This window comes from Neobacillus terrisolis (assembly GCF_051233475.1).
Classification (GTDB): domain Bacteria; phylum Bacillota; class Bacilli; order Bacillales; family Cytobacillaceae; genus Bacillus_BU.
Map to the genome: position 1 here is coordinate 66,815 of NZ_JBKFGH010000027.1, position 22,817 is coordinate 89,631.

The window sequence follows — 22,817 nt, forward strand, 5'->3', positions numbered from 1 at the left end:
AACTCTATGTCCGCAAAAAATGATTTGAGTTTCAATCTGTTACGCTTCCGAGACATCGGAAGGATCCCCAACCTAGGATTCCTTCAAAAATAAGACTTTCTCAAAAAAAGGAAAAACGAAATAACCAAGGCAAACGCCAATCACGTTTAGAATAAGATCATCAATATCAAAAATTCCTCTTTTTGTAAAAAATTGCAAACATTCAATCGCAGTGATGGTACACAAAGTGATTAGAAGCAATTGTTTCATACCAGATGTCTTTTTTGTAAAACGATAATACACTCCAAATGGTATAAATAAACCTATATTTGCGCCTAGATTATAGAGTGCAATTAAATAATCTACTTTACCGGATAGAAAAAAGTTTATGGTATTGAATGGAATGAGATTGATGGTTCCATAACTTTGGCCACTGGGTCTGAAAAATAATAGAATTAGCAATCCCAAAGAATAAAGAAATGTTATAACATGGAGGATATTTTTTGATAAACGAATCTTTTCCTTTTTGACCCAGCACATACCAAATAAGACAAGTATAGAAATAGAAAACCAAATAACTCCTATGGCAATTGGATGTAGATATTTTGTTATTTCCACCCATACCGGCAAAAAAATAATAAATATTAGCTGTGAATATAGAAAACTAAGCTTTATGTTTTTATTCATGTTTCTCGCGTGCTCCACTATGTCCTAAATTTTAGTTTCCGTCACTGTAACTTCCCGAGTCAAAGGCTAAAGCAAAACAGGTAGGAACTTTCAACTATGTCAAATCCGATCTTCACATCATCTTTTTGCCATTCGGTCAAGTGATCATATACGTCTCCAACTTCCACTATCATTAATACCTTTTCGCTATTTTTATCATTTTCATTTCAGCTCAACCTTTTATCTTAATAATAACGCGTAGTGTTACTTTCAATCTATAATTTGACTATGTAATTGACTAATGTTACCTTAAAATTGAACAACATTCAAAACGATGTTCAGTAGAAACAAATGGAGAATGATTTTATGAAAACTACCGAAGTAAAAGAACGGATCATGGCTACCACAATAGCTTTAATAGAGGAATGCGATTCGATAGAAAATGTGACCATCCGAGACATTGCTGCTAAAACAGGTGTTGGAGTAGGGCTTATCAACTACCATTTTCAAACAAAAGATAACCTGATTAATCAATGTGTGCAAAAAATAATCGGCAATATTATTAATAAGTTTGAGGTAATGTCTCAAGGTGTTTCTTTGGAACCCATAGAAAAACTCCGTTTTCTGATTAAAGCTACCTGTACGTTTTTGGCCACAAACCAAGGTGTTTCCAGGGTGTCTATCCTTTCAGATCTTGTCGCCGGAACCACCTCAGACAATACATCTCAAACCATCAATGCATATCTGCCTGTTGTTAGATCAATATTCGAAGATACAAAAACAGATACCGAAATTTACATTTCAACCCACATCCTTATTTCTACTTTGCAATCAGCATTTTTAAGAAGTGAGGTTTTGCTTCAGAGTGTTGCAGTTGATTTCTACGACAAAGAGCAGCGCGACCAATTTATTGATAAGGTTATTGAAAGAATCTTCCAGTAAAAATACCTCTCCCCTTCTAAAATTTTTAAAAGGAGATTTTTAAAATGAAGGTAGTTGCCATAATGGGAAGTCCTCACAAAGGTCAAGGGTATAAAATTGTTAAAGACATTGAAACGGAATTAAAATCATTGGGAGATGTGGATTTTCAACATATTTTTTTGAGTAACGTCAATCTCCAAACATGTAAAGGTTGTTTTGCTTGTATATCAAAGGGAGAAAGATTTTGCCCGCTGAAGGATGAAAAGGAAAAGATCGAGCAAGAGCTTTTGAACGCTGATGGGGTCATCCTTAGTTCACCCGGATATGCTCAGAACGTTAGTTGGTTAATGAAAAATTTCATTGACCGTTTTGCATACAGTTTACATAGACCGAAATTTTTCAATCAGTCACTGATGCTTGTTGCGAACGGTGGGTCAGGTTTACGTAAAGTGGTAAAAGCTCTTTCACTTACTTTGGGCGGAAGCAAATTAATATGCAAACTTTGTATTACGACAACACCTTGGGAAGCAACGGAACGGTATAAAGAAGAAACCAACAGAAAAATTAAGCAGTCGGCAAAGAAATTTTACCAGTCAATGAAAACACACCAACAAGGCTCTCCAAATTTGGGTAATTTAATCTGGTTTCATATTTTTAAAAAAATGGCCTCCCTTTCAAGAAAAAATTTACCGGCTGATTATGAGTACTACAAAGAAAGATCCCATTATTTCTATGACGTCAAAGTGAATCCTATTAAAAATTTTATGGCTAATCTTATTGCAAACCTCGCTGTATGGAGTATGAAAAAGAAGGTTGTATTCAAGTAATTACCGGTTCATTCCCAGGGTTGTAAGAGAGCAAAACGGGGTGTGGATGTGCTTAGTGCACAACCACACCCCGTTTTTTTATTACCGGTTATCAGCAGGATCTTTTTAAACTAGGTTCGCTACCTCCTTTTTTATCAGAGGGACAGGTGGCTCTTGATATTCCCCTTCAGCAACTAAACTCAAATTATATTCTGGGGCAAGAACAATATTCGTGTATGTGCCAGAACCGGACAAATATTGATAAGTATGTTTTAAGCCCGCCGGGATGAAAATCGAACAAGGGCTTTCTACAATCCGCCGTTCAGCTTCAATTTCCACCTCGCATAATAATCCGGTACCACCTATCTCATTTCCCCAAAAAATAAACGCGCTATCACAGTGATGAACATGGACATCGACATGGGCCTCCATTTTTAGCTCTTCAGAAGTCCCGATAAACACTCTCTGTATCACATAGAATGAGGAACGGTCATCTGTACGATAATCCATTTGCACCCAGCGGTAACCCGGTCCATCACGATGAAATAATAGCTCGGAGGCTCCTTTAATAAAAGGACGACCGATTCGCAAATATGGAGAAAGCTTGCTGCAGGAGCGTTCCGTGCGCTTCTCTTCAATTTTCCGGATGCGACCAACAGTTTCAGGGCTCATTCCCTCATAGGCGTCAACATTTTTCTGAACGGCCTTGATGTGATATGGAGCTGTATGTGTGAATACGTTCTTCCCAATGACAGGCCTCCAATCGTCGATTTTGCAAAGGGATGCCAATTGTAGTACCTGCACCAAACCTGATATTTTTTTCAAATCAAATAAAGACTGATTACGTTTCTTGGATAAAATCACTGCTAAGTTGAGCAAGTCGACAATTCCCGCACGTTCACCAATGCCACAAAGAGTTGCGTCGATTACGGATGCCCCGGCATCAATCGCTGCCAGAGCGTTTGCCATTGCAAGTCCTAAGTCATTGTGGAGGTGGACTTCAATTTCGCACGGAAAGGATGCAACTGCAGCTTTGACAGCTTCGGAACATTGATTAGGATCCCATAAACCAACTGTATCTGCTAGACTGATTCGGTCCGCACCAGCTAATATTGCAATGTTGCCAAGGTATTCAATATCCTGCCATTCCGTTCTTGATGCATCTTCAATCGTAAAGCGAACTTTCATTCCCAGTTTTTTTGCCTCCATTATGGATTCTTTAACTTGTTCAAGAACAAATTCATGGGAGCGATCTGTGAATTTGGTTTCAAGGGAGATGGGATTAATGGATGCCCATATTCCTATCCAATCTGCTCCTGCTCGGTGGGCAGCGCGCACTTCTTCTATTTTTGCCCGAGAATGCATCAAGATTTCAGCACGTTTTGCGGAATCCGCAACTTCTTTACAAATCTTCTCCTCCTCTGGCGATATTCCGGGATGGCCTATTTCAATTAAGGTCACGCCGAAATCCTCTAGCATATGGAGCAAAGCGATTTTGTCCTCCTTTGCAAAGCGAACACCACTATGCTGTTCCCCTTCACGGAGTGTTGAATCTAATACAATTACACTCTTACTTTTCATCATTCATTCCTACTTTCAATCTATTAATATCAGAATTTATTATCCTGATTTGTAAATGGGGCGTTTCCCCCTTAAATCAAGCTTGAATTATTTGGATAAAAACAATGCCATTACCCCTGCAGCAATGATTAATCCAGCTGGCAATCCCTTCATAAATAAGACAGCAACCAAGGTTCCAAATAAAACGCCTAATAAAATAGTAGGGTTTGCCGGAAGAATTCCAACACCTCTTCCCCCGATATAGGAAACAAGGAAGCCAGCAAGGATGGAGCCGATCCCCACCGGGGAGGTCACAAGCTTCATTACACTTTCACTGGTGACTTTTCCTGTAGCAATCGGCATTAATAGAAAAAGCATCAAGAAAAAGATTCCGACTGAAAAGGAGTATTGTTGAATATAACTTAAACTGGATTTCGGTCCAAGCGCCATGATCAGGGCAAGGGAGCACGCTGCTCCGGCTACCACAAAGTCCTTAATGAAAAGAGCAAGCAAAACAATAATGAATAACACATAATATGGAAGATACATAAATTTCCCTCTTTAAAGGGTAGAATAATTCCAGCTGCCACCTTCAGGGGAAACCGCTGACACTAACCTCTGATCGGCTAAATTAATTTGGATTAAATTCGGACTTGTAATGGGTTTTAAATCTTCACGGTTAATTAACAATTTAAAGGCTTCAAAACTGGCAATAACACCGACGATATTTGCCACCGGAGCCAATACAGCCCAAGGTCGTTGCTTCTTTACATAGCTTTCGGCCCATTCCTGGTCTGCTCCGTGCTTGACAGAATAAAGCGCACGACCGTCTTTCATCGCATGAATTTTTTCTTGCATTTCTTCAGTTAATTCCTGTTGATAGGATGGATATCCCAAAGCAAGCTCGTATGGCACAGAATTCCGAGTTAAGCTCATAACACCACCGCGAAATGGCGGTGTGACCGCAATCCAGATCGACGGAATTCCTAATGATTGCGCGGTTCGATGAATGATGGCACGTGCAACTAAATTATCTGTGGCATCAATGATAACATCTGTATTCGCTAAAAGTTCTGATGCATTTTCCTCAGTAACAAACTGATGGGTCACCTGAATTTTCATCGAAGGATTGATATCCAACAGAACATCACGAGCAACGTCTGCCTTTTCCCGTCCAAGACAACTGACCGAACTAAGCATCTGCCGATTGATATTACTGGCTTCAAAAACGTCTCTGTCAATCACATGAATAGCCCCCACTCCCATACGGGCTAACTGAATTAGGGTAATGCCCCCGACACCGCCTGCTCCAACGACGGTCACATGGCTATTTTTCAACTTTGATTGCTCCTCTTCGGAAATAACCCCAATGTTTCGAGTAAAACTTGCATCATATAAATCTTCAATATTATTTAAACTTTGATTTGTCATGATTTTAAATCTCCTCTATAAAGTTTTGTAATCCCATCCGCCCTCAGGGGCAGTTTCTACACGGACTGGTGTTTGCGAATCGACATCAATTAATATTCCCTTTGGTGCTCTCGCTAGCGGTTCACGACCTGTTAAAATCTGGACCGCCTCATTAAAGCTAAATAATGATAAAAGGTGTGCTCGCATGGGAGTGATAATCCAGCCAACCTTTCCGGCGCAAAAATCCTCTGCCCACTCCTTTGGTGCACCTTTTTCTACTGAATACCAGGCACGACCTTTTTTAATATCGGCAACCTGTTTGCGCATTTGTTCATCGTTCAATTTCTTACCCACTTTACAAACATTTAATGCTTCTTCATAGGGAATGCCATCTGGAAAGAAGGTTGATACGAACCCACGTGTTGGAGGACTCCCTGACATACCCACGCTCGGGATACATAGTTCTCGGGCAGTTCGGTGAATAATCACCCGTGATGGCATATCATCTACAGCTTCAATGACGATATCATGACCTTTGATCAGTTCTTCCACATTGTCTTCATCCACTTTTGCTTGAATAAAATTTGTCGATATGTAGGGGTTAATATCCTTAACCACCTTTTCTGCAACCTGCGCTTTTGGATGATCTACCACACTTGATAGCGCTAACATTTGTCTGTTAATATTGGAAATCTCAAATTCATCCGGATCAACACCAGAAATATGCCCAATTCCCATCCGTGCACAAAGGATTGCCTCGTAACCGCCAACGCCACCTAATCCAAAAATAATTACTTTAGCTTCTCGCAGCCGTTTTTGTTCGAGTTCTGAGTATACACCAATGTTTTTCTTAACCATTTCCCAATAATACAAATCACTATTCACTTTCATTCCTCCCCATTAATGCTTTGAGTTAAAACGACCAACTTGGATATGTTTTACAAAAATTATATTAAATGGAGTTTGTGAGAATACCGTGGGGAAACATGGGATTTTATAAGAAGTTTTAATAAAACTTTTATGAAGAAGTTAACGGAGTTGTATAGCCCAACAAGGAATGGAAATCCTAATATTACCAATGTACTGAATGGAGGATTTGTGATGACAAACGATGATTATGTAGAGGGGAAATTGCCGGAGTTTCCCAAATCCTTTTGGACGGATTCAACGGATTTGCCGGAGTTTCCCAAGCTGGATCATGATATTTCTGTTAATGCTGTTATTGTAGGTGGCGGAATTACCGGAATAACCACTGCTTATCTTTTGGCAAATAAGGGCTTGAAGGTTGCAATCATCGAGGCAGACAGGTTACTGAATGGAACAACAGGAAATACAACCGCAAAAATAACCGCCCAACATGACATAATTTACGATGAATTGATTACCAATATGGGAAAAAGTAAAGCAAGGTTGTATTATGAAGCCAGCATTGAGGCTTTAAACTTTATCAAAGAAACAATTGACCAGCTTCAAATCGACTGTGACTTCAGTACACAGGACGCCTACATATACTCAACCACGGAGGAATATGAACAAAAGCTCCAAACCGAGGCCAAGGCATATGAAAAACTAAATATTAATGGAGAACTGGTTGATTCCATTCCCTTTGATATAAAAATTAAAAATGCCTTAATTATGAGAAATCAGGCACAGTTTCATCCACTTAAGTACTTAAAGCAGCTTGTCCAAAATATTACTGAAAAAGGTGGACTCATCTTTGAGAATACGGTAGCGGTGAATGTGGAGACAGAAACGCGGCCAACGGTTCTTACACGGGACGGGGGTCGCGTTACAGGTGATTATGTTCTCGCTTGTTCGCATTTTCCATTCTATGAAGGGCTCGGACTTTATTCCGGGAAAATGTATGCCGATCGATCTTATGTTCTTGCGGCTAAAACCAAAAGTAAATTTCCGGGTGGAATGTATATTAGCGCGGACCAACCAACACGTTCATTAAGGTCCGTTACGATTAACGGGGAAGAAATGGTCCTTATTGTTGGGGAAGGTCACAAGACTGGCCAAAGTAACAACACGATGAAACACTACGGGGCACTAGAGACCTTCGGACGCGAGGTGTTAGGAATCGAATCCATTCCTTACCGCTGGTCCGCACAAGATTTAACAACATTGGATAAGGTCCCATATATCGGGCCAGTTACAGCAGGTCAGCCGAAAATATTGATTGCGACTGGCTATAGAAAATGGGGAATGTCCAACGGAACAGCCGCTGCCCTTCTATTATGTGACACTGTTTTGGGAAAAGAGAACAAATTTCAAAAGCTGTTTAATCCATCAAGATTTTACATTAACCCTAGCTTAAAAAACTTCTTTGTCGAGAACGGAGATGTTGTTAAACATTTAATAAAAGGAAAACTTGAAATAACAAATCTTAACCCAAATCTATTACCTAACGATGAAGGTGCTGTCATAAGCATTAACGGGGAAAGAAAGGGTGCCTATAAGGATAAGGAAGGAACTCTGCATATTGTAGATACAACTTGTACCCACGTAGGATGCGAAGTGGAATGGAACTGCGCTGAGCGGACCTGGGATTGCCCGTGCCACGGATCTAGGTTTTCATATACTGGGGAGGTAGTTGAAGGGCCGGCGGAAAAGCCGTTACAGAAGTATGATTTTAAGATGATTGAAAATCTTACATCGGAAGACTCTGGTTATTAATGCTTCTGCAAAGAATAACCTTTGTTTAAAACTTGACAAATAAATTTATTTATGCTATAATTTACAGTTTGTTCATTTGTATGTATAATAAGGTTCTCCTGGCCGGGGGAATCTTATTTTTGTTATAAGGGAGGATTTAGGTATGGAGAAAAATGAATCGAGTTTAACTTCCTTAATATCAGCCTTTGGTAGAGCATACCACAGTAAATATGACATGCCCAAAATTTTTAATGATTTTATTGCAGATGATTTAATTACCGAAAACGAGTTTTCTGATATCAGCAAGAACATGATTCAAGGCATACCGTTTTTTAACAAAGAGATTTCTCAAAGGTTTAAAGACGATCCAGATGAAATTTTAAAATGGATTACTCAGGTCCAACTTTCACCAACTCCCCTTGCACGGGCTGCCTATTGCGAAAAAGTATTACTTAATGAAGTTATGCTAGGCGTGAAACAGTACGTCATTCTTGGAGCCGGATTAGACACATTTTGTTTCCGCCATCCAGAATTAGCCGACAAGTTAGAAATATTTGAAGTGGATCATCCTGCAACACAAGCTTTTAAAAAGACTAGATTGAAAGATGCAAACTATCAAATTCCCGAACATCTTCATTTTGTTTCAATGGATTTCACTAAAGAATATTCTGTCCAAAATCTCGTTGAGGAAGGTTTTATGCCTAACAAAAAAACTTTCTTTAGTTTGTTAGGTGTTTCTTATTATTTAACAAAAGAAGAAAATGCTAGCTTGATTAATAATTTGTTTTCGAAAGTTCCAGAAGGAAGTTCTATTGTGTTTGATTATGCAGACGAAAAGTTATTTAAAGAGAAAGGCCTCTCTAATCGGGTTCAAAATATGGTTCAAATGTCCGCAGCCACCGGTGAGCCGATGAAGTCTTGTTTTACTTTTCATGAAATGGAGAAAATGTTAGAAAACGCAGGTTTACTTATTTACGAACATTTATCACCACTTACCATCCATAATCAATTCTTTCAAAATAGAACAGATTACTTATCTGCATTTGAAACGATTCATTATATTCATGCTGTAAAAAAATAATATTTTAATTAATAACGATAAAGGAGTCTAATTCATTGGCGAATTAGACTCCTTTTATATTTGGTTCCTTATTTAAATATCTTTAAAATGAACCTTGTCTAAATAAATTTAATCGATCCAAACTCCCCATGAGGATGATATTTAAGTTGGAATTCCTTATAGATAGATTCAAGCTTAAAAAGAGGCATTTCATAAAGTTGTTTATCATCGTCTTTATATACATTAAAAAATATTAGTTTATTGATTAGTTTTTGACGTTTTTTTTCTTTTTTATTATTCATATGAAACACTCCTTTAACGATTGATTGTTTATTTATTGAAAGGTTTATTGAGCACTTTCGTTTGCACAAAATCAATCTTCATTATTCCGATTAACTTAATTGGTTTTATTGTTAAACTTATTTTAATCCAAACATTTCAAATCTGTCAAGTATGTTAATGAGCGACAGGCTTGTTTAAAAAACCGTTCCAGTAATATAGCCATTTTTCTCATCCTCTTGTTCTCTTAATCTCTTAGAATATTACAAGAGGATTATGAAATACGAGTTTACTAACTGTAGTTATTTTGTAGATATTATTATAATGAAAATAAGCTCAGAGAATCTCTGAGCTTTTAGTATTATTCTATTTAAGCGCCTGATTACTGAATAACCACTTGTCCTTTTTCGTATCACCAACTTTCGAAGATGTATAAAGTGCTTGTACCAGCTTTTGAAGTTACACTACAAACTATGCTAACACCTTACATATTTTCGTTTAAAACCAAGCTTCTTCCCTCTATCTAATTCCCTTTGAATATTTTCGGAAGCACGTACAATGCTGCTTTTTTTATCGTCCCGCTTGATTTCGACAGGGCCTACTGCCTTTGCTGTTTCAACCGCCTTTTCATGAAGCGGCAAATATGAAATCGCGACCGTGTAAAGAAAATTGTTCATTGCGGATTTCGTTCGGTCTGGAGATTCGTGAATCGTTTTTTCAACCTGGTCAAGCATGTTGGCAAGCTTGCTTGCGTTAAATTCATCGTCCTTGCGATTACCCAATAACCAGCAGTAACAGCTCCAGCCTGCCGACATTTTAAGATCTTCACCGCTTGCAATCCATTTATCGGCTACATCTTGGGCAATATCGGTTTCGGACAAAGTGACTGCAACTACATAATCGGACAGCATGTAAAAATAAGCCCCATCAATCCAACACTCAAAATCTGCTTCCGTCATTGCCTTTGGATCGGCGATGATACCAGCAAAATACATGGCATCGTAATTTCCGGTGGCGTAAAGCTGTTCGGCCAAAGGCTGATTTTTCTTGATTTGCTTAGCAATGGGTTTCATTTTGCCGGTAGCCACGCCAAAAAGGGGCTCGTGTGCCCCATTGCTTATGTAAGTCTTTTTATTTCGTTCACTGCCGAGCGCTTCCAGTTCTTGCATAACCGTTTCAAAATCCATCTATCGCACTTCCTTTCCTATAACAATACCAACTCATTTGTTACATCATTACCTGATTATTACCAATCAGCTCCAGGTAATTCAGACCCTTACATGGGCTGTTTCCTCATTATCCCTTGTACGCTTTCTGCAATTCGGCAAGATCAAATTTCTTCATTTTTAGAAATGCTTTTGTCACTCGCTCAAGTTGCTCCGGTGTGCCCTTGCTCATCATCTTGTCCATTTCACTTGGAACAACCTGCCAGGATATGCCAAACTGATCTTTCAGCCAGCCGCATTGTTCGGCTTGAGGAACGGCAGAGAGCTTTTCCCAAAAGTAATCAATCTCTTCCTGCGTGTCGCAATACACAATAAATGAGATTGCTTCGTTAAAACTGAATTTATGCTCATGAGCGCTATCCATTGCGGAAATCCACAGATTTTCTATGCAAAAATCAGCGAACATGATTGTTCCTTCTTTGTCAGGTTCCATGCCTTTAGGGTAACGGGCAATCTGTCCCTGTTTTGCGTTTTTAAATACCGATAAATAAAAATTAATTGCCGCTTCCGCGTTGCCGCAATTATCGCCAACAAACAAAAGTGATGGTACGATTGTAGGTCGCTCTTCACCTTCTGGATTAGTAAGCATTAACTGCCACGACAAACCAAACTTATCTTGAATCCAGCCAAACCTCTCACTAAACGGATACTGATCAAGCGGCATTAACGCTGTGCCGCCCTCCGACAGCTTGTTCCAAACCTCATCTATTTTTTCTCTTGCATTTGTTTCTCGAGATGGATCAAAATTTACAATGAATGATATCGACGGATTGATTTTGAAATAAGGCCCTGCACTGATGGCCTTAAACTTCTGCCCCCATAGCTCAAACGAAACGATATCGGAGTCGCCTGATGGTGTGTTATGAATTGTTGTTACATCCGTAATTTTTGAGTCAGGGAATATGGAAGCGTAAAACTCGGCAGCTTCTTTTGCCTCCTTGTCATACCATAAATGCGGAACGATTTTTTGATTTGCTTTTGACATAGGTATTCCTCCTAAATTTTCAGATTATTTTTATCAAAATTGACTTTCTGCTCTCCTACATAAAACCGTTCATCGATATTACTAATCTTTATCCTAATCCCAATATACCGTATCTATACTTTCTTTAGATATAGCTTTATTGGAATGCTGAGCTAAATTGTCATTTTTGTCATACTTTTCAACACTCGCTTTCAGGAAAAAAAACACAAACATTTGGATTTTTAAACATTTATGTAGCAAAAAAAGTCAGTTCCCTTTATAGTGAGGGACTGACTTTTTTAAAAAAATTCTAATAAATTAATTATGCAATAGAACCCCATCCGGATCGACCAGCCCCGCAAAAGTCCAAGTTTTGCCCTGATCACGTGAGGTGAACTTTGCCAATACATTTCCACCCAAGTAATCGCCATCTGACCCTTGATTCACTAATAACGTTCCTTCTTCTCCATTAAAGGTAGGAATTTCTGCCACCTTAAAGTAACCAAGAAATTCTTCAGGAATCGGTACCTGTACTCTTTCCCAGTTTGCTCCACCATCAGTAGTCCGGTACAAATTCGGAATGGGCGGCTGATTTTCGAAATGATATTCACCAAAGGAGATAAAGCCTAATTGATTGTTGATGTATCCTCCATCTGTCACTAAATTAAATACATCCCGCACGAAACCAGCCCCATACCATGACTGACCCCCATCATTCGTTTTAAATAACAAGTTTCCTTCACTACTCATCGTTCGATCACCCGTGAGGATGAGGTAGCCATCAAGGTCCGAGGTGAATCCTAGAATTCTCATCCTTATACCTGAAAAACCAGTTGAAACGATTACCTCATTCCAAGAATCTCCTTGGTCCGTACTTTCAAGGATTCGAAGTTCCCCGCCGCCACCAAGCACAAACGCTGTTCTTTCAGGGGTAATTATATAACTGCCTTTGATTAACTGATCCACTGGACCGTTGTAATCGCCTCTAAATAACTCTTCCACAGCAACAGGAACAACCTTCCATTTTCCGCCGTTGTTAAATGTAATCCTAAGGTTTTGATCCTTAATCTCATATTTAACATCTTCCGAGGGCTCCTCTATTCCTGCTTCCTTTCGATACTCCTCCATACTTTCGACAGGCGGCAATCCAATTAAAGGATCGGTTGACTTTTCAATATTGGTTATGGTGTAGGTTTGGTTTTTAACCTTATTGATCGTTAGTTTCCAAACGATATCACGAACCACTCGATTTTCCTGCACCTTTCCCCAATCGTAATCGATTTTTGCAGGGTTTTCAGGTAATTGCACTTGAAAAACGACGGCCACAACGAATGAGTTTTCATCTCCGGATAACTTTGTAAATCTGGTATAACCTGCATTTGCAATCGTTCCATTACTTTTTAAAGTATTCATAAAATCAAACAAGACCCGGTAAGCAATGATGTCTGGTTTTGTATCTGTTTCATATACTTCCGCTGTGTAGGGCAACAGGCTGTTTATATCTGCTTTCGTTACTTTTTGCGAGGGTGTTGGTTTCGGTTTGTTATGATCCTCTTGGTTTATCAAAGAAATAGTAGTGATGACCAAAAATAATCCTAATAGAATTAATATGAAACGATTTTGATAGTTTTGCACATGAATCATCCTTACTCCTCATTTATACCACTGATTATAACATTTATTACCAGTTAAACCTCCTTAAAAAGCTTAGAAGATCTGTGCTTCAATCCCGCGTTGGACTGTAACTACAGTGAGTAAAAATATTTATTAGTTTTTTGAAAGCAAATCTTTTGCATAAATCATTTTTTCGCATATACTGTCATTAACAGTATAGTGTTTTTAACAGTACGAGGAGGCTCAAATATGAAAAAATTTAAATCTGGTCGTCATACTCCTGCATTTTTGCTGCTTTTTTTAGCAAAGTCACCTAACTATGGAGGTCAGCTACTGAAAATGTGTGAAGAAAATCTTTTCGCGAATTCAATTGATAGTGCGATTTTGTATCGAACATTAAATAACTTAGAAGAAAACGGGGCTATATGTGCGTATTGGGAATCAGATAATGATGGCAACCAAAGGAAATGGTATAAGCTTACCGAGTTAGGATGGCAACAGTTAGCTGAGTTCTATGAGGACATCAAAGCTCGACAAAGAAATTTGGATTATTTTATTCATAATTACGAAAAATTAGAGTGGGATGAAAAATGATTACGGGTCTTGTTTTATACAGTGTGTCAATCGTTGGTTTGGTGATTTCATTCTTAAAGGATAAAGAAAAAACCTATCAATCTTTGAAAAAAGCATGGATGATGTTTCAAAAGCTATTGCCAGAAGTATTATTTATCATGCTTTTAGTTGGAATTACATTGTCTATATTAACACCTGAGTTGATTTCAAAGCTAATAGGAGAACAATCTGGCCTTTTTGGGGTTATTGTGGCCATGATTATTGGATCGGTGGCTCTGATTCCCAGCTTTGTCGTCTTTCCTTTAGGTGAAACCTTATTAAATAATGGAGCTGGGCTGCCACAAGTGGCAATGCTTGTTTCCACTTTAATGAGTGTTGGGATCATCTCTATGCCGGTGGAAAGAAAAATGTTTGGAGCTAAGTTTACTTATATACGAAATTTAGGGGCACTCATTATGAGTATTCTTTTTACATTGATTATTTGGGTGGTGCTATAAAATGAAATGGATTAAAACTTATCGGATGTTTCTCATTGTTTCCTTCGTTTGGATGATTATTTTTTTCACCAATAATAAAACGGGCTTAAATGCACTCACAATCACTGGGAATAGTATCGTTGATATGCTGCTACTATTGCCACCCATTTTAATATTAGTGGGGCTGCTGGATACATGGGTTCCAAAAGAAACCATTTTGAAATTTGTTGGAAAGGATTCGGGGTTTCGCGGTCCAATGATTGCTTTATTACTTGGCGGGGTTGCAGCAGGTCCATTATATGTTGCCTTTCCAATTGCAGCCATCTTATTGGAAAAGGGAGCGTTATTACGAAACGTTGTTTTCTTTTTAGGTGTATGGAGTGTCGCAAAGCTCCCAATTGTTATTTATGAATCTGCCTCATTAGGTCTAGTATTTACCATTATTCACGTCTCTTTTGGGCTATTATTCTATTATGTAGCAGGTATTTTTATGGAAAAAACTTCATATAAAGAAGTGACTATTAATCAAAATATGTCTGTTTAAGAACTGAATCAAGGGGACGCATCTCGGGTTTACCCGATTATTACCAACCGAAAAATGCTTTTGAAAGTCGATTATTCAGTTTACTTTGAGATTTGCCACCAAAGCCAAGAGCCTATTTTCATTACAAAAAACATTGCCATCAAAATGAGACCTATCCATTTAGAAGGTACTACCCGTAATGTAAAACAAATACACAAGAATACCCAACTGAAAAAGAAGATCATTCATGTTTCAGTTGGGTAATTTTTGATAGGATTAATACTCTCCAGGAAATAGGATTGCCAGAATAATTACTTCGTTTTCATTTCGGCTAAAGTAAATCCGAAATTTCTTAACCACAATTCTAGAAATCCCTTTGTATTCTCCAAATACCTCAGTATATGTTTTGCTTAATACCTCGTTGTTTAATAGATCCTCTGTTTCCAATACAAGTTGAGTAATAAAATCGAAAGTTTCCTCGGGGGTAAATCTCGGACTTCTAAATTGAATTAGCTTTTCCCTTACATTTGGAGGCCAAATAATATTTCTCGTATACATCATACGAAATTCTTAGATGACAGTGATTTTATTAACTCAGACGTAGACATTCCAAGGCCTTTCTTATATTGCTTCCGGCTTTCGTTTATCATTATTTCAAGTTCTGGATTTGCATCAACTTCAGATTTTATTGAATTGTCATCTTCTTGGAAGACAAGAGTAAATCTTCCTTTCCCTGGAATAGAGAATTGAACAACGGAGTTATCACGATCCATGCTCTGAATGTATTTCATGAGTTCTTCAGAAAAATCGACTTTTCCCAAGTAAAATCACCACCTATTTTCGGTAACTTTATTTACATCATAACATAGCCTCATCCGCTCACGAAACGTTGTAGTATTTTTGAATGTCTCTAATTTATTAAATGCAACTTAAAATATCTTTTGCTTTTTCCTTCATTTTTTTGAAGCGTTCATTTAAAGGTTCGAGGATCGTGCCGTCGGAGGTAAAATGCCTAACAATGGTCCGTAATTCATGTCTATTGAATTTACCCTGATCATGAATTTTATATCCCCTTCCGTTAAGTTTATACCTTATCATAAAGCTATCGGCTTTCTTTCCTTCTCTGGGATATACTTGAACAAAATTTAACACTGCCTCATAGCATTTACAATCTGGATTCATACAATATGAGTCAGCAACCACAAATAGCTTTCCTCTGCATTCTAATGGAAAAAAATCGGTGTCTTGATTGGGGAAAACCTCTGAATAACAAACACTGATGCCTCTAGCAATCTTACTCAATACTGAATTCATAAAACCGCTCCTTTTCAAAACTATTGATTTAACAGGCAATGTTTCATTTATTAAGGAAATAAATTTTAGTGTTTTAACCAGAAGGTATTATGAGACGGCATGATAGTTGGTTTTTAATGATGGAAGTTATAGGAGAAAATTGCAGATTTAATAGATAGGAATAATATTATTAATTATTGTTTTGGTATTTTTCCACCTCCATTCTGAAAAAAATATTTCACACAACATTTTCACATCAATTTTGTCGATTCTAATTGTTTCATTGAATATAGCAAACTACAGATTCCGAATTTCTTTTTCCGTTGATCCTGTCAATTCAGCAATTTCCGAAATGGTATAGCCCTTCTTTAACATATTTCTGGCAACATTTTCACTTCCTTCCTTCATTCCCTTTTTCACTCCTTCTTTTATTCCTTTTTTCATTCCCTCTTCTTTCCCCATCCGGTGGTATCCTTGAAGATTGCTTAATTGATCACGAAGCTCTTTCAATCGGGCTTCATACTCAGTGCGGTTTTTCTTATCAGCACTTAAGTTTTCCCATTCAATCAGCGCTTCTCGAACTTCTTCGATATTCATCGCCCATTCCTCCAGTTCAGCCAAAATTTCGCTTGTCAGTTCACTTCTATAGGGATCGAAGGCAGAAGCATCCTTCACCACAAAATTCACTATCATTTATCCGTTAAAACAATCTATAGATTCCGGATATCTTCTTCTGTTAACCCCGTCAATTCAGCAATTTGCGAAATGGTATAGCCTTTCTTTAACATATTTCTGGCAATATTTTTACTTCCTTCCTTCAATCCCTTTTTCACTCCATCTTTTATTCCTTCTTTCATTCCCTCTTCTTTCCCCATACGGTGGTATCCTTGAAGATTGCTTAATTGATCACGAAGCTCTTTCAATCGGGCTTCATACTCAGTGCGGTTTTTCTTATCAGCGCTTAAGTTTTCCCATTCAATCAGCGCTTCTCGAACTTCTTCAATATTCATCGCCCATTCCTCCAGTTCAGCCAAAATTTCGCTATGCAGAATTTTCCTTTTGGCATCTGCTGCCGAAAGCATCATTAGCCATGGCAATTCTTGATCATGTTGTTCCTTCAGTTTCCTTCTGTATTTTTTCCATTGTACCATGAAACTACTTAAGTCAATCAAATGGAATTCAAGCCGATCAGACCATAAAAATCCTTCATCGTCTTCCCTAATATGAAATTTTGTGTGAAAACGGTCTGTTTCGGTTGGAAATAACGGATAGTTTACTATGGTGATGAAAATAGTTGGAGGAAGTAGTGTATATGATTCGCTAGAATTTAATGAGGAGGAAAACATTCGCGACCAGTAATAGAGCGTTCGGTCCGGCATATCCTGCTGATCTCTAATTTGTATCTCGACATTTATCCTTTCACCTAATGAAGTAAAGACTGTTACATCGAAAAGAACGGTTTTGCCTTCCGAACGCTCTTTTATTTTTTCCGTATTTTCAAAGGTTAATTCGGCAATGAGGTCCATGCCTTTCCGTCCTATAATATCATTCAGAAATGCAATCGTGATATGCTTTCGATTTGGTTGACCAAATAATTGCATAAACATAAAATCCATTTTCAAATCAAGATATTCTTTTGTCAATGGAGGACTTCCTTTCGGGGAGATTTTTGTGGATGAAGTAAAAATCATGGAGTTTTTTCATCATTCATAGCTTCAAAGCCTCATTTTGTTTTTCTTGGTTTTCCAAGAAGATCATCCTTTCTATTTGGAGCATGACGGAAAGAACGTGAAGAAAAGTCTCATCTTTGGAATATTCCTTCTTATACCTGCTATAGTGGTAGTGGAAGCAGCTGGCCATAGCTTCTCTTGATTCGTAATCAAAATGATAGAAATCAACGATTGGGAAAAATACGTTGCCTCCTAGGGGGAGTAGTGTTCCCATGACGAGTTCACCATGTTTGGGCGGAATAGAATTGCGGTCAAATATGAAGACAAGATGTGGTTTGTGAGTCAAAATATCGATTGCAAAAAAAATTCGTTCATTAAATGTTTCACCAATAAAATAAAACTTTGGCTCTGCTTGATCGCATGCTCTTAACCAAGATGTCATGAAAGGCTTCGTTCTGAATCTATGGAAATTTTCACCAATATAATCCTCAATGCAACTTCTTTTTTTATTCTGGCCGGAACTGTTCAATATTTGCCACCAAAACAAATTGTCGAGTAAACTTTCCTTTTTCTCTTCCTTTGGATTATGCTCTTCTACAATTTCTTCCAGCACTGAAAGATTTTCATCATGGTAATACAGATCGAGGGTATCGTTCATGAAATCCCGGAACACTTTGGTGACCATTTCTAGTAATAAATCATTAGATACCGGATAATCAATTCGAAAGGTTTTTGCCTTGGGTTTGGATTGAACCATTGTGACCAGATTTTTAACGGTTTTTTGCTTTTTCATTAAATCATTCCTTTCAATTGTAAAAATAGGAAACTATTTTTTAGGTCGCGAAGACATGGATGTGCTGATTGGGTTAGTTTTAAGATTAGAAAAATTCGAGAAGGGTTGTGGAGAAATCAGAATGGGCTAAAAATTGGAGTAATACTGATATTATAATTTTTTATAGAATAAAAATGTAGCTCTTTAAGTGATTTCACAAAATTGTCAGAATATTGATTTTCAGCTCTCGTATAGAGCAGGAAATTGGGGCGGTTTGTGGAATATGAAGAATGGTCGGATAGTTTTTAAAATCCGAAACGGTTGGTCGTCGGACATTGAATCCCCTATTTCCTCTATAATCCTCTATTCTATATCTTTTAGGGACGTATAATCAGTTATTTGTTAATACAGGAATAATAATAGGATCGTTACTAGCGAATAAAGGATTCAATGTCCGCATTCAAAACATCCTCACCCCACTTCAAAGAATTTTTTTCACATTCCTTCCAATACGAAATACATCCCACCTGCCACCCATTTATCATTCCTTTGGACACAATTTTTTTAAAAATGAATCAGAAAGGATGGAAAATCAATGAACGGAATATTTGAGCAAAAATACAAAGAATGGCTTACCCTACAAATTTCGGAAGAGAAAAACCATCGGAGACGCGAAATGTTAGAAAAGGGATTAGGTCACGGGACAGTTGAATTTCTGAGGAGAATTTGGTTTCCGGCTGTAGGAAATTTTGATTATTTATATCCGGAATGGGAGGTCCGGGATCTCAACAACGGCCATCGTTACTTAGATCTTGCCTATAGGCCTGACGATTCCAAAGGTTGTATTGAAATTCAGGGATATGGGCCTCATGCGAGAGATCTTGATGTAAGACGGTTTAAGGATTTGTGCTGGCGTCATTCATTATTGGCGCTCGATGGATGGACTGTATTACCCATTGCTTATTTATCTATAATGGATGAACCAAAGCAATGTCAACAACTGGTACTTGCTTTCATTGGCAAATTCACCGCTATTGATACTCCTTCCCAGCTATCTTGGGTCGAGGCTGAGACATTACGTTTTGCACGAAGGCTGCTTCGACCATTTACTCCCCGTGAAATCACTGCTCACTTAAGGATTAGTGACCGACATACAAGACGTATTTTACGAAAGCTTGTGGACTCAGAACTGCTTTGTATAACAAGCGGTAAGGAGCGTGTCCGGGCATACAAACTTAGATGAGCGATTTTATGAGGACACTGGTTCCGTTATTTCCCTCATTTTCGGCTATTTCGGTAATTTGGCGGACATAAGATCCGCTATTCGGCTATTTTCATGTGTAACGGCATGATTTTTGACCCAATAAGGGCTCTGGGGTCCGCTTAAATTATAAAACTAGTATTTTTAACCGAAATAAGGGATTCTATGGCCGCACAATACTTTAGAGGACACTGGTTCCGTTATTTCCCTCATTTTCGGCCATTTTGGTAATTTGGCGGACATAGGTTCCGCTATTCGGCTATTTTCATGTGTAACTGCTTGATTTTTGACCCAATAAGCGCTCTGGTGGCCGCTTAAATTATAAAACTAGTATTTTCACACGAAATAAGGGATTCTTTGGCCGCATAATTCTTTAGAGGACACTGGTTCCGTTATTTCCCTCATTTTCGGCTATTTTGGTAATTTGTCGGACATAGGTTCCGCTATTCGGCTATTTTCATGTGTAACTGCTTGATTTTTGACCCAATAAGCGCTCTGGGGTCCGCTTAAATTATAAAATAATATTTTCACACGAAATAAGGGATTCTATGTCCGCATAATTCTTTAGAGGACACTGGTTCCGTTATTTCCCTCATTTTCGGCTATTTTGGTAATTTGGCGGACATAGGTTCCGCTATTCGGCTATTTTCATGTGTAACTGCTTGATTTTTGACCCAATAAGCGCTCTGGGGTCCGCTTAAATTATAAAATAATATTTTCACACGAAATAAGGGATTCTGTGGCCGCATAATTCTTTAGAGGACACTGGTTCCGTTATTTCCCTCATTTTCGGCTATTTTGGTAATTTGGCGGACATAGGTTCCGCTATTCGGCTATTTTCATGTGTAACTGCTTGATTTTTGACCCAATAAGCGCTCTGGGGTCCGCTTAAATTATAAAATAATATTTTCACACGAAATAAGGGATTCTATGTCCGCGTAATATTTTTGAGGACACTGGTTCCGCTATTTACCTCTTTATCGGCTATTTTGGTCATTTGGCGGACATAGGTTCCGCTATTCGGTTATTTTCATGTGTAACTGCTTGATTTTTGACCCAATAAGCGCTCTGGGGTCCGCTTAAATTATAAAACTAGTATTTTTAACCAAAATAAGGGATTCTATGTCCGCACAATACTTTAGAGGACACTGGTTCCGCTATTTCCCTCCTAATCGGCTATTTTGGCAATTTGGCGGACATAGGTTCCGCTATTCGGTTATTTTCATGTGTAACTGCTTGATTTTTGACCCAATAAGCGCTCTGGTGGCCGCCAAGATAATAAAACTAGTGTTTTTAACCGAAATAAGGGATTCTATGTCCGCACAATACTTTAGAGGACACTGGTTCCGCTATTTCCCTCCTAATCGGCTATTTTGGCAATTTGGCGGACATAGGTTCCGCTATTCGGTTATTTTCATGTGTAACTACTTGATTTTTGACCCAATAAGCGCTCTGGTGGCCGCCAAGATAATAAAACTAGTGTTTTTAACCGAAATAAGGGATTCTATGTCCGCACAATACTTTAGAGGACACTGGTTCCGCTATTTCCCTCCTAATCGGCTATTTTGGCAATTTGGCGGACATAGGTTCCGCTATTCGGTTATTTTCATGTGTAACTGCTTGATTTTTGACCCAATAAGCGCTCTGGTGGCCGCCAAGACTATAAAACTAGTGTTTTTAACCGAAATAAGGGATTCTATGTCCGCACAATACAAGGGAAACAACTGCAAAAAGGGACGAAAGCAAAATGCTCGTCCCTATCTTTAAACCTGAAGGAAAATTAACGATCTCCGTGATGTATACAAATGAGATGAGAACCTTCATCTATTTATTCTAGTTAAAAAGTTCAACCAAATATCCTAATAAAATACCAACCAAACCAAAGTCAGAATCCCCGAAAGTAGTACCTTCGAATCCTAGTGATCCAAGGACTGGAAGCAATAACGCAGGAAGGAATGAAATTAATAGACCATTTGCAAAAGAACCAACCATCGCACCACGACGGCCTCCTGTTGCATTACCAAATACCCCTGCAGCCGCACCTGTGAAGAAATGTGGAATTAATCCAGGTACAATTATCTTCAATCCAACCAACGGAAGGATGAACATTGAAAGAAGACCTGCAACAAAGCTAAATAAGAATCCGATAATAACTGCATTAGGAGCAAAAGGGAATACGGCTGGGCAATCAAGGGCAGGTTTTGCATTTTTTACTACTTTATCCGCTATTCCTTTGAAGGCAGGAACGATTTCAGCGATGAGCATGCGAACCCCTGCTAAAACAACATATACACCGGCTGCGAAAGTGATCGCTTGCATAATTGAGAATACTAGGAAGTTTACGCCTTCGCTCAATTCTGCTTCAACATAGCTTTTTCCAGCGATAGGCGCAACGATTAAGAATAAAATTGCCATTGTTAAAGACATAGCGACAGATGTATCGCGTAAAAAGCCAAGTGACTTAGGGACTTTGATGTCCTCAGTTGATTTAGACTTATCGCCTACACGTTTTCCAATAAATGCTGAAACAAAATATCCAATTGAACCAAAGTGACCTACTGCAATACTATCATTTCCCGTAATCTCTCTCACATAAGGCTGTAAAATGGCCGGCATCAATACCATTAAAGAGCCTAAAATGATGGAGCCGATAATGATAAGAGGAAGTCCAGTTACACCGCCAGTTGCAAAAACAGCTGAAATTAAACACGCCATAAATAATGTATGATGACCAGTTAAGAAAATGTATTTAAAAGGAGTAAATCGAGCGATTAAAATATTTACAACCATACCAAACAACATGATCATAGCTGTTTCTTTCCCAAATGTTTGCTGGGCTATGGCAACAATGGCTTCATTATTTGGAATGACGCCTTGAATATTGAATGCTTTTTCAAACATTTTCCCAAAAATATCTAGTGAACCAATTAATATACCAGCTCCACCGCCGAGGATTACAAATCCCATTATCGTTTTTAATGTACCGGAAATTACGTCGGCCGTCCCTTTCTTTTGAAGGGTTAGACCTAGCAGTGCAAATAAACCGACCAAGATAGCTGGTGTTCCTAATATATCCTTCATTATAAAATCAAACATTATGACCTCT

23 protein-coding genes are annotated in these 22,817 nt (G+C 38.3%); 8 read left to right on the forward strand and 15 right to left on the reverse strand.

Annotation, left to right across the window (positions count from 1 at the left end):
* Window positions 1-72 precede the first annotated feature (72 nt).
* Complete coding sequence (locus tag ACI48O_RS16830; protein WP_435563007.1) at window positions 73-666, reverse strand: VanZ family protein; 594 nt, start codon at window positions 664-666, stop codon at window positions 73-75.
* A gap of 345 nt (window positions 667-1,011) precedes the next feature.
* On the opposite strand from ACI48O_RS16830, the gene ACI48O_RS16835 reads away from it, so the two are divergent.
* Both ACI48O_RS16835 and ACI48O_RS16840 read left to right on the forward strand, forming a co-directional pair.
* A complete protein-coding gene (locus ACI48O_RS16835; RefSeq protein WP_435563008.1) occupies window positions 1,012-1,587 on the forward strand; it encodes a TetR/AcrR family transcriptional regulator in 576 nt (191 codons plus the stop codon).
* Between the two features lie 44 nt (window positions 1,588-1,631).
* Complete coding sequence (locus ACI48O_RS16840) at window positions 1,632-2,393, forward strand: flavodoxin family protein (protein WP_435563009.1); 762 nt, start codon at window positions 1,632-1,634, stop codon at window positions 2,391-2,393.
* Between the two features lie 105 nt (window positions 2,394-2,498).
* Here the strand turns inward: ACI48O_RS16840 and ACI48O_RS16845 are convergent, their stop codons facing one another.
* From ACI48O_RS16845 to ACI48O_RS16860, 4 genes are all read right to left on the reverse strand, one after another.
* Window positions 2,499-3,953, reverse strand: a complete 1,455-nt coding sequence (locus ACI48O_RS16845; RefSeq protein WP_435563080.1) for a homocitrate synthase/isopropylmalate synthase family protein — start codon at window positions 3,951-3,953, stop codon at window positions 2,499-2,501.
* A gap of 87 nt (window positions 3,954-4,040) precedes the next feature.
* A complete protein-coding gene (locus tag ACI48O_RS16850) occupies window positions 4,041-4,481 on the reverse strand; it encodes a DUF441 domain-containing protein (RefSeq protein WP_435563010.1) in 441 nt (146 codons plus the stop codon).
* Between the two features lie 12 nt (window positions 4,482-4,493).
* Window positions 4,494-5,363, reverse strand: a complete 870-nt coding sequence (locus ACI48O_RS16855; RefSeq protein ID WP_435563011.1) for a HesA/MoeB/ThiF family protein — start codon at window positions 5,361-5,363, stop codon at window positions 4,494-4,496.
* A gap of 15 nt (window positions 5,364-5,378) precedes the next feature.
* On the reverse strand, window positions 5,379-6,227 hold the full coding sequence (locus tag ACI48O_RS16860; RefSeq protein ID WP_435563012.1) for a HesA/MoeB/ThiF family protein: 849 nt from the start codon (window positions 6,225-6,227) through the stop codon (window positions 5,379-5,381).
* Between the two features lie 216 nt (window positions 6,228-6,443).
* Between ACI48O_RS16860 and ACI48O_RS16865 the strand changes: the two genes are divergently transcribed.
* The gene (locus tag ACI48O_RS16865) at window positions 6,444-8,021 is read left to right on the forward strand and encodes an FAD-dependent oxidoreductase (RefSeq protein WP_435563013.1); all 1,578 of its coding nucleotides are present in this window, start codon (window positions 6,444-6,446) and stop codon (window positions 8,019-8,021) included.
* Between the two features lie 142 nt (window positions 8,022-8,163).
* Window positions 8,164-9,081: a class I SAM-dependent methyltransferase gene (locus ACI48O_RS16870; protein WP_435563014.1), complete on the forward strand. Its 918-nt coding sequence runs from the start codon at window positions 8,164-8,166 to the stop codon at window positions 9,079-9,081.
* 98 nt (window positions 9,082-9,179) lie between these two features.
* On the opposite strand, the gene ACI48O_RS16875 is transcribed toward ACI48O_RS16870, so the two are convergent.
* From ACI48O_RS16875 to ACI48O_RS16890, 4 genes are all read right to left on the reverse strand, one after another.
* On the reverse strand, window positions 9,180-9,362 hold the full coding sequence (locus tag ACI48O_RS16875) for a Fur-regulated basic protein FbpA (RefSeq protein ID WP_435563015.1): 183 nt from the start codon (window positions 9,360-9,362) through the stop codon (window positions 9,180-9,182).
* 453 nt (window positions 9,363-9,815) lie between these two features.
* The gene (locus ACI48O_RS16880) at window positions 9,816-10,526 is read right to left on the reverse strand and encodes a DNA alkylation repair protein (RefSeq protein WP_435563016.1); all 711 of its coding nucleotides are present in this window, start codon (window positions 10,524-10,526) and stop codon (window positions 9,816-9,818) included.
* 109 nt (window positions 10,527-10,635) lie between these two features.
* A complete protein-coding gene (locus ACI48O_RS16885) occupies window positions 10,636-11,550 on the reverse strand; it encodes a VOC family protein (RefSeq protein WP_435563017.1) in 915 nt (304 codons plus the stop codon).
* A 297-nt stretch (window positions 11,551-11,847) separates the two neighbouring features.
* The gene (locus ACI48O_RS16890; protein WP_435563018.1) at window positions 11,848-13,173 is read right to left on the reverse strand and encodes a WD40/YVTN/BNR-like repeat-containing protein; all 1,326 of its coding nucleotides are present in this window, start codon (window positions 13,171-13,173) and stop codon (window positions 11,848-11,850) included.
* A gap of 219 nt (window positions 13,174-13,392) precedes the next feature.
* Between ACI48O_RS16890 and ACI48O_RS16895 the strand changes: the two genes are divergently transcribed.
* Genes ACI48O_RS16895 through ACI48O_RS16905 form a run of 3 tightly spaced genes read left to right on the forward strand, consistent with a single transcriptional unit; the run spans window position 13,393 to window position 14,736 of the window.
* On the forward strand, window positions 13,393-13,737 hold the full coding sequence (locus tag ACI48O_RS16895; protein ID WP_435563019.1) for a PadR family transcriptional regulator: 345 nt from the start codon (window positions 13,393-13,395) through the stop codon (window positions 13,735-13,737).
* The gene (locus ACI48O_RS16900; protein WP_435563020.1) at window positions 13,734-14,213 is read left to right on the forward strand and encodes a hypothetical protein; all 480 of its coding nucleotides are present in this window, start codon (window positions 13,734-13,736) and stop codon (window positions 14,211-14,213) included. The genes ACI48O_RS16895 and ACI48O_RS16900 overlap by 4 nt, the downstream gene beginning before the upstream one ends.
* 1 nt (window position 14,214) lies before the next feature.
* Window positions 14,215-14,736, forward strand: a complete 522-nt coding sequence (locus tag ACI48O_RS16905; protein WP_435563021.1) for a permease — start codon at window positions 14,215-14,217, stop codon at window positions 14,734-14,736.
* Window positions 14,737-15,272: 536 nt separating this feature from the next.
* Here the strand turns inward: ACI48O_RS16905 and ACI48O_RS16910 are convergent.
* The 5 genes from ACI48O_RS16910 to ACI48O_RS16930 all read right to left on the reverse strand — a co-directional run bounded on the left by ACI48O_RS16910 (window position 15,273) and on the right by ACI48O_RS16930 (window position 18,471).
* Entirely contained in the window at window positions 15,273-15,536 is a 264-nt protein-coding gene (locus tag ACI48O_RS16910; RefSeq protein ID WP_435563022.1) for a hypothetical protein, read from the reverse strand.
* 97 nt (window positions 15,537-15,633) lie between these two features.
* Window positions 15,634-16,029, reverse strand: coding sequence for a hypothetical protein (locus ACI48O_RS16915; protein WP_435563023.1), 396 nt, complete (start codon window positions 16,027-16,029; stop codon window positions 15,634-15,636).
* 276 nt (window positions 16,030-16,305) lie between these two features.
* Complete coding sequence (locus ACI48O_RS16920; protein ID WP_435563024.1) at window positions 16,306-16,695, reverse strand: hypothetical protein; 390 nt, start codon at window positions 16,693-16,695, stop codon at window positions 16,306-16,308.
* 23 nt (window positions 16,696-16,718) lie between these two features.
* On the reverse strand, window positions 16,719-17,651 hold the full coding sequence (locus tag ACI48O_RS16925) for an Rpn family recombination-promoting nuclease/putative transposase (protein ID WP_435563025.1): 933 nt from the start codon (window positions 17,649-17,651) through the stop codon (window positions 16,719-16,721).
* 64 nt (window positions 17,652-17,715) lie between these two features.
* The gene (locus tag ACI48O_RS16930) at window positions 17,716-18,471 is read right to left on the reverse strand and encodes a hypothetical protein (RefSeq protein WP_435563026.1); all 756 of its coding nucleotides are present in this window, start codon (window positions 18,469-18,471) and stop codon (window positions 17,716-17,718) included.
* Between the two features lie 574 nt (window positions 18,472-19,045).
* Between ACI48O_RS16930 and ACI48O_RS16935 the strand changes: the two genes are divergently transcribed.
* Complete coding sequence (locus tag ACI48O_RS16935) at window positions 19,046-19,693, forward strand: transcriptional regulator (RefSeq protein ID WP_435563027.1); 648 nt, start codon at window positions 19,046-19,048, stop codon at window positions 19,691-19,693.
* A gap of 1,851 nt (window positions 19,694-21,544) precedes the next feature.
* Here ACI48O_RS16935 and ACI48O_RS16940 read toward each other — a convergent pair.
* Complete coding sequence (locus ACI48O_RS16940) at window positions 21,545-22,807, reverse strand: PTS ascorbate transporter subunit IIC (RefSeq protein WP_435563028.1); 1,263 nt, start codon at window positions 22,805-22,807, stop codon at window positions 21,545-21,547.
* Window positions 22,808-22,817: the final 10 nt, after the last annotated feature.

Bases quoted from the DNA above. Each gene is read 5' to 3' on its own strand.
- ACI48O_RS16830 (WP_435563007.1), bottom strand. From the start codon at position 666: ATGAATAAAAACATAAAGCTTAGTTTTCTATATTCACAGCTAATATTT.
- ACI48O_RS16835 (WP_435563008.1), top strand. From the start codon at position 1,012: ATGAAAACTACCGAAGTAAAAGAACGGATCATGGCTACCACAATAGCT.
- ACI48O_RS16840 (WP_435563009.1), top strand. From the start codon at position 1,632: ATGAAGGTAGTTGCCATAATGGGAAGTCCTCACAAAGGTCAAGGGTAT.
- ACI48O_RS16845 (WP_435563080.1), bottom strand. From the start codon at position 3,953: ATGAAAAGTAAGAGTGTAATTGTATTAGATTCAACACTCCGTGAAGGG.
- ACI48O_RS16850 (WP_435563010.1), bottom strand. From the start codon at position 4,481: ATGTATCTTCCATATTATGTGTTATTCATTATTGTTTTGCTTGCTCTT.
- ACI48O_RS16855 (WP_435563011.1), bottom strand. From the start codon at position 5,363: ATGACAAATCAAAGTTTAAATAATATTGAAGATTTATATGATGCAAGT.
- ACI48O_RS16865 (WP_435563013.1), top strand. From the start codon at position 6,444: ATGACAAACGATGATTATGTAGAGGGGAAATTGCCGGAGTTTCCCAAA.
- ACI48O_RS16870 (WP_435563014.1), top strand. From the start codon at position 8,164: ATGGAGAAAAATGAATCGAGTTTAACTTCCTTAATATCAGCCTTTGGT.
- ACI48O_RS16875 (WP_435563015.1), bottom strand. From the start codon at position 9,362: ATGAATAATAAAAAAGAAAAAAAACGTCAAAAACTAATCAATAAACTA.
- ACI48O_RS16880 (WP_435563016.1), bottom strand. From the start codon at position 10,526: ATGGATTTTGAAACGGTTATGCAAGAACTGGAAGCGCTCGGCAGTGAA.
- ACI48O_RS16885 (WP_435563017.1), bottom strand. From the start codon at position 11,550: ATGTCAAAAGCAAATCAAAAAATCGTTCCGCATTTATGGTATGACAAG.
- ACI48O_RS16890 (WP_435563018.1), bottom strand. From the start codon at position 13,173: ATGATTCATGTGCAAAACTATCAAAATCGTTTCATATTAATTCTATTA.
- ACI48O_RS16895 (WP_435563019.1), top strand. From the start codon at position 13,393: ATGAAAAAATTTAAATCTGGTCGTCATACTCCTGCATTTTTGCTGCTT.
- ACI48O_RS16900 (WP_435563020.1), top strand. From the start codon at position 13,734: ATGATTACGGGTCTTGTTTTATACAGTGTGTCAATCGTTGGTTTGGTG.
- ACI48O_RS16905 (WP_435563021.1), top strand. From the start codon at position 14,215: ATGAAATGGATTAAAACTTATCGGATGTTTCTCATTGTTTCCTTCGTT.
- ACI48O_RS16915 (WP_435563023.1), bottom strand. From the start codon at position 16,029: ATGAATTCAGTATTGAGTAAGATTGCTAGAGGCATCAGTGTTTGTTAT.
- ACI48O_RS16930 (WP_435563026.1), bottom strand. From the start codon at position 18,471: ATGAAAAAGCAAAAAACCGTTAAAAATCTGGTCACAATGGTTCAATCC.
- ACI48O_RS16935 (WP_435563027.1), top strand. From the start codon at position 19,046: ATGAACGGAATATTTGAGCAAAAATACAAAGAATGGCTTACCCTACAA.
- ACI48O_RS16940 (WP_435563028.1), bottom strand. From the start codon at position 22,807: ATGTTTGATTTTATAATGAAGGATATATTAGGAACACCAGCTATCTTG.